9 protein-coding genes and 1 pseudogene are annotated in these 9,688 nt (G+C 59.3%); 4 read left to right on the forward strand and 6 right to left on the reverse strand.

Features of this window, described 5'->3' with window-relative positions; all coding sequences use genetic code 11:
• Both manB and HMPREF2935_RS02560 read right to left on the reverse strand, forming a co-directional pair.
• A pseudogene (gene manB, locus HMPREF2935_RS02555) lies at nt 1-448 on the reverse strand (phosphomannomutase/phosphoglucomutase); the annotation flags it as partial.
• 54 nt (nt 449-502) lie between these two features.
• Nucleotides 503-1,000: a DUF3499 domain-containing protein gene (locus tag HMPREF2935_RS02560; RefSeq protein WP_082778557.1), complete on the reverse strand. Its 498-nt coding sequence runs from the start codon at nt 998-1,000 to the stop codon at nt 503-505.
• 94 nt (nt 1,001-1,094) lie between these two features.
• Between HMPREF2935_RS02560 and HMPREF2935_RS02565 the strand changes: the two genes are divergently transcribed.
• Complete coding sequence (locus HMPREF2935_RS02565) at nt 1,095-1,565, forward strand: metallopeptidase family protein (RefSeq protein ID WP_062039102.1); 471 nt, start codon at nt 1,095-1,097, stop codon at nt 1,563-1,565.
• 98 nt (nt 1,566-1,663) lie between these two features.
• Here the strand turns inward: HMPREF2935_RS02565 and HMPREF2935_RS02570 are convergent, their stop codons facing one another.
• From HMPREF2935_RS02570 to HMPREF2935_RS02580, 3 genes are all read right to left on the reverse strand, one after another.
• Nucleotides 1,664-1,912: a WhiB family transcriptional regulator gene (locus HMPREF2935_RS02570; protein ID WP_005528147.1), complete on the reverse strand. Its 249-nt coding sequence runs from the start codon at nt 1,910-1,912 to the stop codon at nt 1,664-1,666.
• A 511-nt stretch (nt 1,913-2,423) separates the two neighbouring features.
• Entirely contained in the window at nt 2,424-3,518 is a 1,095-nt protein-coding gene (locus HMPREF2935_RS02575; protein WP_061920973.1) for a mannose-1-phosphate guanylyltransferase, read from the reverse strand.
• A 65-nt stretch (nt 3,519-3,583) separates the two neighbouring features.
• A complete protein-coding gene (locus HMPREF2935_RS02580; RefSeq protein ID WP_061920970.1) occupies nt 3,584-4,498 on the reverse strand; it encodes a glycosyltransferase family 2 protein in 915 nt (304 codons plus the stop codon).
• 186 nt (nt 4,499-4,684) lie between these two features.
• On the opposite strand from HMPREF2935_RS02580, the gene HMPREF2935_RS02585 reads away from it, so the two are divergent.
• A complete protein-coding gene (locus HMPREF2935_RS02585; RefSeq protein ID WP_210400715.1) occupies nt 4,685-6,328 on the forward strand; it encodes an LCP family protein in 1,644 nt (547 codons plus the stop codon).
• A 220-nt stretch (nt 6,329-6,548) separates the two neighbouring features.
• Nucleotides 6,549-7,220: a TIGR03089 family protein gene (locus HMPREF2935_RS02590; protein ID WP_070731867.1), complete on the forward strand. Its 672-nt coding sequence runs from the start codon at nt 6,549-6,551 to the stop codon at nt 7,218-7,220.
• Here HMPREF2935_RS02590 and HMPREF2935_RS02595 read toward each other — a convergent pair.
• Nucleotides 7,217-8,110, reverse strand: coding sequence for a LysR family transcriptional regulator (locus tag HMPREF2935_RS02595; RefSeq protein ID WP_062041836.1), 894 nt, complete (start codon nt 8,108-8,110; stop codon nt 7,217-7,219). The genes HMPREF2935_RS02590 and HMPREF2935_RS02595 overlap by 4 nt on opposite strands.
• A gap of 137 nt (nt 8,111-8,247) precedes the next feature.
• Between HMPREF2935_RS02595 and HMPREF2935_RS02600 the strand changes: the two genes are divergently transcribed.
• A partial coding sequence (locus tag HMPREF2935_RS02600; protein ID WP_070731869.1) for a thiamine pyrophosphate-binding protein occupies nt 8,248-9,688 on the forward strand: 1,441 nt, incomplete at its 3' end.

Consider the following 9,688-nt stretch of genomic DNA (forward strand, 5'->3'; position numbering starts at 1 on the left):
CGGAACCTGCGGCGCCGTCGTAGGCTGGAACACCATCTACGAGCATGTCCTTGATTGCTTCCAGGCCGGTCTCCTGGCCCACCGGGACAGCACCAGCGCGACAAAGCTTGATGCCGTTGTACTTGGCTGGGTTATGCGAGGCGGTAAACATCGCACCGGCGCATTCCATGGAGCCTGCTGCAAAGTAGAGCTCATCAGTGGAGGTCAAGTTCAACTTCACCACGTCTAGGCCTTGCGAAGCTACGCCTTCAGCAAAGGCAGCAGACAACGCCGGCGAAGAAGGACGCATATCGTGGCCCACAGCCACCGTCTTCTCGCCTTCTTCGCGCAAAATAGCGGCGAAAGCAGCACCAGTGTCGCGGACGAAATTCTCATCAATGTCTTCACCCACGACGCCACGGACGTCATAGGCCTTAATAACGGCGTTTAGCTGTTCACGAGTACGCATAACCTGCAATAGTACTCTTCCCCCAGCCCCAAATACTGGAGCCGTGGCCTAAAACTAGTCCTCTTTCAAGCGATGGCGGCCACCCGCGGCGGATTCGGAGGCGTCCTGAGTCAGGGCGTCGTCAGGCACGACGCTCAAGTGTGCCCGGCGGCGCTGCTTGGCCTCGCTTACGCGGCGCGTGCGGAAGACCGGGTGGTTGGAGCTATCAGGATCGGCGCCATCAAAGTTGGCGGCGTAGTCGATCGGGTCTTGGCCGGAGCCCGAACCATCCTCAACTAGCCCGGTAGTGACGCGCCCGCCCTCGCGAACTGCCTCGGCCAGAGCCATGAGGTCGTCTTCTTCCTCAAGCTCAATGCGGTCCACGCGCACCATCTCCCAGCCGATGGGAGCGGTGATGCGGGAGCTGTGCTTTTCGCACAAGTCCCAGCTATGCGGATCAGTCTCCTCCGCGAGCGGGCCTACGACGGCCGTCTGCTGTGAATACGCGTAGGTCAAAGTTGCCACGGCGGGTTTGCCGCAGCCTGGACGAGAGCAATGACGAGAATGATTCACGGCAATGAGTCTAAACCTTTAGTTGAGATTTGAATAGTCGAAACTCGGCGCGCCCCGCACGAAAATGGTCATGTGAAACCTTAAAATCACGGGCATGACCATGCGCCGCCCCCACACTCGTCCGTTCCGCGACCGCCGCGGAAGGGGCATGCACGGACCGCTTTTGCCACAATCGACGCCGCGGTTCCGTAGCAAGAGCGAGCGCTTCGACATGGCCGTGCTCGAGGCCTATGCCCCCATCCAGAATGCTTTTGCAGAGCAGCTCGCCGGATTGGACTTGGCGGTGGACACGGTTCCACGCATGCGGCTTTCTGCTGATATGACGGTCCTGCCGGAAGAGATCATCGCCGACGGCCCTGTACCTTTAGGCCGGGTTGTCCCCGCTGGCGTTGACGCTGCCGGCCACCCAACACGCGCCCGCATGGTAATTTTCCGGATGCCCATCGAGGAGCGTGCCGAAACATCTAGCGAACGCGCAGAGTTACTAGGCACGGTTCTAACAGCCTTGGTGGCCAACTACCTCAACCTTGATCCACAGGACGTTGATCCTCGGTTTAGCTGGTAAGCAAAAATCCTCCACCACAATCCACGCCCTAGCGTCAGATGGCACTAAACATAGATAGAGGTGAAGGATTTAAGAAGAAAGGTCTCCCTAGCCGGAGGTTAACCAATCTCACGCTTGAGGCGGCGGCGTTCACGATCAGACAGTCCGCCCCAGATTCCGAAGCGCTCGTCATGCTCAAGTGCATACTCGAGACACTCATCTCGCACCGCACAAGCCTGGCAGATACGCTTGGCTTCGCGGGTGGAGCCTCCCTTTTCCGGAAAGAAGGCTTCAGGATCAGTCTGCGCGCACAGTGCCTGGTCTTGCCACTCCTGCTCGACGGCGCCAAAAAGCTCATCGAGAGACATCTCTGCGGCAGCACCGCCACGGAGAATAGCGCCATTATTTGAGTTTTTCTCCACGCTAATTCCTTTCTCCGAGGTTGGGTAGTTTCTTCTAAGTTGCACCGACCTTACACCGAAGCCAAAGTTTGGCGGAGGCGTCGCCGATGCGCTTGATTACACTGATGTTATTTCACACCGGATCACTAAATATCGTCAACCCGAAAACGGGGCCTTCCGGGGATTCTCGCCAAAAACGCAGCACACGATCCCCAACTTTCACATCCGTCACATAGATCCCCCTCTGGGGGTAAGTCCTGGGGGTACTATATGTAGTGGTGCTTCATATTCCTGTGAACAATTCCAAGGTTTGATCGGCGTGTCGCCACCATCTAAGCCGATCTGCTGGATCTCTGCGCGCACAAGCTACCCAGCAACCAAAACCGTAAAAGACCAGCTAAAAAGCGAAAACTCCCACCACCTGCGCCCCCTTAAAAGGAAACGGGTCGTGGGAGAGATAACTTAAATGTCTGCCTTTTTAAGCGTCAGAGCTGAAGCGGACGCCGGCATCCGGAATCTGCACGCCTGGGAAGACACGCATGCCTCCCTTGAGTTCACAGCGGGCGCCGATGACAGCCCCCTCACCAATGACGCAGTTGTCGATGTGTGCGTTGGCACCGATATGCGCGCCCGAAGCGATAATCGAGTTGCTGATGATTGCCCCCGGCTCGATGGTCACGCCGTCAAAGACAACAGTGCCGTCCAGACGCGAACCTGCACCAACCTCGGAGCCGCGGCCAATCGCGGTGCCAGAAAGCAACAACACACCGCCGGCGATTCCCGCAGACTCATCGACGATGGACTCACCGGTGTGGCCTTCCAACAGCGGCGAATGAGCAATGCCGCGAACCAAGTCAGAAGAACCGCGCACGAAGTCATCTGGGCGGCCCATATCGCGCCAGTAGGAGTTGTCGACGTGGCCTACCACCAAGCGGCCGGACTCCAACAGGCTCGGGAAGGTCTCACGCTCAACGGAGACCACGCGGTCAGCCGGAATGGTCTCAATGACTTTCCGCTTGAACGTGTAGCAGCCAGCGTTAATTTGGTTCGTTGGCGGGTCCTCGGTCTTTTCCAAAAACGCCGTCACGCGGCCGTTGCTGTCAGTCGGAACGCAGCCGAAGGCGCGCGGGTCTGCCACGTTAAGCAGGTGCATGGTAACGTCCGCATCTTTTTCGTGGTGGGTCTGCAAGATGCCGCCCAGGTCCATACCGGAGAGAACATCGCCGTTGAAGACCATCACGGTATCGTGGCGCAATTTGTCGTAGACGTTGCGGATGCCACCGCCGGTACCCAGCGCGGTCTCTTCTACTACGTATTCGATTTCCAGGCCCATATCGGAACCGTCACCGAAGTACTCTTCGAAGACTTCTGCCTTAAACGACGTCGACAGCACCACGTGGGTAATGCCCGCAGCCTTGATGCGGGCAAGAAGGTGCTGGAGGAACGGATAGTTAGCAGTCGGCAACATCGGCTTTGGGGTGCCGATGGTCAGCGGGCGCAGGCGGGTTCCACGGCCACCGACGAGGATGACGGCATCGGTAGAAGCGCCCCATTGGACAGCTGCTTGACTCATAGAAGAATTCCTTATGCGAATAAATCGACGTGTTTTATCGGGGTCAGTGTATATGCCCAAGGAGCCTAGCCACTGCTGCGGCACGCTAGGGCGCTTAGAGCAAACCCGCGCAACCGCAGTCCGGCCTTGAGCGCTAGTCGGACTGGCGCTTGCCACCACTGCGGATGGCGGTCCGCTTGGAAGCGGTAGGCCGAGTCGTGGTGGGCTCGCAGCATCGCACCCGCGTGCGCCTGGGTAGAGTGCCCTTTGGCATGGGTGATGATTGCCTCAGGGCAAAAGACGTTGCTCCAGCCCGCACGACTAAAACGGTCGCCCAGATCGACGTCTTCCATGTACATGAAGTAGCGCTCGTCAAAGCCGCCGATCTGCTGGAACGCATCCCACCGCACCAAAAGGCAGGAACCCGAAAGCCAGCCCGCCTCGCGCTCAACGGACATATCGGCGTCATTGCGATAGGCACGCGACCACGGGTTGCTAGGCCAGATGGTGCCAAACAGGGCGTGGCCGATGCCGGTGGTCAATGTGGGGATCGCACGCGCGGAAGGATAATACGAGCCATCCGGTTCCACGATGCGCGGGCCTACGGCTGCGGCTTGTGGATTCCGGCGCGCGCACTCCACCAACTTATCCAAAGCTCCAGGAGTAAAAGTCACGTCTGGGTTGCTGATGAGGAAGAACTCTTCATCGACCTCACCCAGCGCGCCAGAGCTGACGAGCCGCGCGCCGGCATTCATTCCGCCGCCGTAACCGATGTTGCCGCCCGTGTCTAAAAACACAACGTCGTCACGGCCAGCAGCCGCGGCCTGCGGCACTGAATCGGTGGAGCCGTTATCCGCCAAGACCACAGCCGTGGGCCGGTTGGTTGCGCTTTCCAGCGATTTAAGGAAATCCCCGAGGTAATGGCCCGGCGAATACGTCACCGTGACCACTGCAAGGGCAGTTACGTTATCTGTGTTCACAATGCTGCTTAGCGTACCCATACTCGCTGCTAGGTTACTGCCAAGACACTACAAGCTTGACAAAAATCATGTATAGATCACGATTTCTTTATCTTCTCGCCTAAACTGTCACAAGATCAGCCCTAACTTGGCTACACGGCAAGCACCGAGAGAAGCCACCTTGCTTGCTGCCACCTTTGAACGCCACAATTAGAAAGTCCTCCACCTGTGTCTTCTGAGAAAAAGTCAGACAAGCAGCGTCGTTCCCGCGCCATCTCGCCCTCGCCCAATTCGGCGACGGCGGTAAAGCAACAGGGGTCCAAGCCCCTGAAGGCCATCATGGCATTTGTGTCGGCGGCAATCTTGGTGTTCTCTGGCGTTGGCTATGCCACCGTGGGCCGCGTGGGAGATGGCATGTCCTCTGTCTCTAACCTCGCGTTAGGCAACAAGGGTGGTTTTAAGGCAGACACCGAAGATGGCGCGATGGATATCTTGCTGGTGGGCAAGGATTCGCGCACGGATGCCAAGGGTAACCCACTATCGGAGAAGGAACTGGCGGACCTGCACGCCGGTGTGGACGAGGGCGAGGAAAACACCGACACAATCATGATCATCCGCATCCCGGATGACGGCTCCCGTGCAACTGCGGTTTCGATTCCGCGCGATACCTACGTCGACGACGGCGATTTTGGAAACACCAAGATTAACGGCGTTTTCGCCAACCACAAGACGGACAAGGTCGAAGAGCTAGAGCAAGAAAACGCCGAGGCAGAGGCTGAAGGCAAGAAGAAGCCGCATTCCGCGAAGGAGATCGAGCAGCAGGGCGTGGAGGCCGGCCGCCAGGGACTTATCAGCATGGTGCGCTCGCTCACAGACATCGACATCGATCACTACGCTGAGGTCGGCCTGCTGGGCTTCGTGCTGCTTACCGACGCCGTCGGTGGCGTCGACGTGTGCTTGAACAACGACGTCAAGGACGTCATGTCTGGCGCTGATTTCAAAAAGGGCCGCCAGACCCTCCACGGCGCCCAGGGCCTGTCCTTCGTCCGCCAGCGTTACGAGCTTCCGCGCGGCGACTTGGACCGCATCGTGCGCCAGCAGGCATATATGGCTTCCTTGGTTTCCAAGGTGCTCTCCTCTGGCACCCTAGCTAACCCGAATAAGCTCTCCAAGATTGCTGACGCAATCGAACGCTCTGTAGTCATCGATGAGGGCTGGGACGTCATGGGGTTGGTCACCCAGCTTTCGGGCTTGGCCGGCGGCAACGTCACCTTCACCACCATTCCGGTGACCTCCATCGACGGCGTGGGTGACTACGGTGAGTCCGTCGTGACCATCAACAAGCAAGAGGTCCATAAGTTTATGGATGACCTCGCCAAGACTGCGGAGCAGACGGAGGAAGCCGCGGCGTCGTCAAGCGCAGAGGCAGGCTCCAACCCTTCCGAAAAGCCAGTGGCCGATGGCATCGCGGTCAACGTGCTCAACGCGGGCAGCATCGACGGCCTGGCCTCCGGCGTTGGCACGTGGCTGACTGGCGTGGGATACAAGGTCGGCCAGACCAGCAATGCCGAGCCGGGCTTGTACTACGAGTCCCAGGTTGTCGCCGCGGATGAGAACGATCAACGCGCCAAAGACTTGGCTGAGCAGCTCGGCGGTCTGCCGGTTACGTCCAGCCCGTCGCTGGATGAAAACACCTTTGTCGTCGTGGCTTACGACGACTACGAAGGCCCGTCCGACAAGGAAGCACAGGACGCAGAACCTACCGACACCGCACCGAGCGAGCAGGTCGGCACCCCAGGCAGCGACATGGGCGCGGCAGAGGTTGCCCCGGAAATCGACGCCGGCGGCGAGGGCCCGCGCTGCGTAAACTAAACGCCACACAAACTAAGTAATTCTCAAGCCAGGGACCTAATCCAAAAGGTTCCTGGCTTTTCTTAGGGATCGTTCCCCAATTTTTTGGCAGGTAGTTGCCATTTAATGTTAGAAAATGAGTATCCCTATCACTCACCTTCCGGGGCGCTCGGGGGCCTAGGACCGTGGTGTGAAAGCATTCCCTGCCGCGCAAAGGCTCAGTCACCTACCATGGGCGGACATGGATATGCTTCAGCACCTACTTTCCGCAGATGCCGCAGCGCCGCGCCTGACGTTCTACAACGAAGCCACCGGCGCGCGCATGGATTTTTCCGCACAGACCTTGGATAACTGGGTCTCCAAGATTGCCAACATGCTCTTAGAAGAGCTTGAGCTCGCTTCCGATTCCCTCATTTTCCTCGACCTTCCTGTTTCCTGGCAGCCCGCAGTTATCGCTTTGGGTGCCATTGCTGCCGGCGTCGACACAGCGTTCACGCGCGCCGAGCTAGACGGCGCAAGCCCCGATGTTGTTTTTGCCGCGCCCGAGGGCTTTGCAGAGTTGAGCGAGGAATTCACAGGCGCCGATGTTGTGCTCGTTACCGATGATCCATTCGGGCGCGGCGTCATCGAATCTGGCGGCGAATTGCCCGCGGGCGCCATTGATTTTGGGCCCACCGTGCGTTTCTACGGTGATCAGTTCTATGGCCCCACCACCGCTTTACCGGAGCTTTATCCTGCCGCCGGCCCTGCCCAACGCGTAATGTCCGCGGGGTGGAAGGACAAGGATTCCTTTAAGAAGTTGATTCTCGAACCGCTCGCATGTGGAGGCTCCGCCGTGATTGTCGCCGGCATGTGCACTGCCGAGCGTTTAGAAGAAATCGCCGCCAACGAGAAGGTGGATCTGCGTCTTTAGCTGGCACGAACGCCATCGGCGGGGTTAATTCCCAGAAACTCCTGGAGGCGCGTGACCACGGCATGGATTTCCGCGGCGGCGAAGTGCCCGCTACGCCAAGCCGCGTGCAGGGGCACACCGCCTAGCATCTCCTCCGCATTGCAGATGCGCAGGCCTACCGCGTCGTGAGCCTGCAGAGCACTGGAGATGGCGATTGCGCGCCCGGCTCGCGCGAGGGCGATGAGCGTAACGGTGTCCTCACACTCGACGACGTCGCCAAGCACAGCGTGGCTGCGCCCTACAAAGGCATCGAAGAGCCCGCGCGAGACGCTGCGCCGGCCTGACATGGCTAGGCGATGAGTGACCAAGTCCTCCACCTCAATGCTGTCTTGGCCCGCTAGAGGGTGCTCCTTGTTTACCCAAGCCCGGATAGTGGCCTCCCCCAGCGGAACGGAATCAAGCCCCTCCTTTACTGGAATTGGCGTCACCACCACATCGGCGGTGGTATCTAGCGCCTGGTACACCTCGTAGTGCTCGACCGCCAGCGTGGTCAGAAGCGGAATGTCCTCGCGCGCGTCAACGATGAAAGGCGCCAAGATCGTCGAGATGGTCGTCGGCGTTGCCGCCACCTGCAAGGTGCGCATCTCGCCACGTTGCAGCGCCGAAACCGCCTGCGTAGCCCTGTTATTATCTGCCACCAATTGCTGGCACACGGGAATCAATGCCTTGCCCGCCTCGTTGAGACGCAGCACCCCAGCTGCGCGTTCGAAAAGCTCGAGCCCCAGCTCCTCCTCAAAGCGCCGCAGCTGGCGGCTTAGCGCTGGCTGGGTGATGCTCAATTGCTCTGCCGCGGTGGTCACGGAACCGGTGCGCGCAAGCGCCAAGAAATATTTCGCCCTCGTGTAATCCATAAATCTTCATTTAACACGAGCTATTACCAATGAGCATGGATTTGAAAAATCTTAGACATTAGACAACATGGACGAAAATCCTTCACAATAGGGTGAAATTGTTGCACCAATCACAGAAGAAGGATTGTCTGAAAACTATGACTCGTCGCCATGTTGGCACCGCCATCGCTGAATCTCTCGCAGCACACAACGTCAAGCGCGCATACCTCGTCCCAGGCGAGAGCTTCCTGCCAGTACTTGATGGGCTCTATGACAGCCCCATCGAAGCCATCGTTACCCGCCAGGAAGGCGGCGCTTCCTACATGGCAGAGGCACACGGCAAGGCCACCGGTGAGCCGGGCGTCGCAATGGTCACCCGCGGCCCAGGCGCCTCCAATGCTTTCGTTGGCATTCACACCGCCTGGCAGGATTCCACCCCGATGGTCCTCTTCGTGGGCCTTATTCCCTTCCCCGACCGTGACCGTGAGTCCTTCCAGGAGTTCGACCCAAAGGCGTGGTTTGGCACCCAGACCAAGCAGGTCTTCATCCTCGATGACCCATCCCGTGCTTCCCACGTGGTGGCCGAGGCATTCTTCCAGTCCAAGCAGGGCCGCCCAGGCCCAGTAGTGGTGGGCCTGCCGGAGGACATTCTCCACATGGACTTCGACGGGGAGATTATCCAGCCAATCAACGTGACAGACGGCGCGGTATCCCCAAGCGATATCGCCGAGCTTTCCGAGGCCCTACGCTCCGCCGAGCGCCCACTCATCTTCGCCGGCGGCCCGCGCTGGACCCCAGAGTCCGCACGCCAAATCACCGAGTTTGCAGAGACCAACCAGATTCCGGTGGTCCACGATTTCCGCGCCAGCGACCGCATCCCTTTTTCTTCCCCGGCCAACGCCGGCTGGCTGGGCTACGGCCGCGACGAGAAGGCAGCTGCACTGCTCGAGAATTCCGACCTCGTACTCGCCGTTGGAGCAGTGCTTGGCGACGTCCCGACTGACGGCTACACGCTGCGTCAAGGCGCAAATGACCGCAACTTCTTCATCAACATCGATTCCAGCCTGCGTGGCAACTCCGCAGCCGTCACCCGCCACATCCTGGCCAGCCCGGTAGCCTTCGCCGAAGCGCTATCTGAGATCAATGCGGGCGAGGCCTCTGCTGCCCAGCAGCAGTGGTTCGCGGATGCGCACGCGGCGCAGGTGGCTTTCTCTACGGTTCAGGACGAAGCCGACTGGCGCCCGGCTCCTGAGGGAACCGCACACATCGAAGCACTGAGGCGGGCCATTCAGGAGCAGGCCCCAGAGGATTCCATCTACACCTTCGGCGCCGGCAATCACTGCATCTGGGCGCAGCAGTTTATGCACACCAACGTCTACCCCTCCCAGTTCAGCGTGCGCAATGGCTCGATGGGCTACTCCGTTCCAGGTGCAGTCTCCACCAAGCTGGAGTTTCCTGAGCGCACCGTCATCGCCATTGCTGGCGACGGCGAGTATCTGATGAATGGCCAAGAGCTGGCTACCGCCTTGCAGTACGGCGCTCCTTATCTGACCGTCGTGATGTCCAACGGCGAGTTCGGCACCATCCGCGATCACCAAA

The organism is Corynebacterium sp. HMSC076D02 (assembly GCF_001813815.1).
GTDB classification, from domain to species: domain Bacteria; phylum Actinomycetota; class Actinomycetes; order Mycobacteriales; family Mycobacteriaceae; genus Corynebacterium; species Corynebacterium simulans.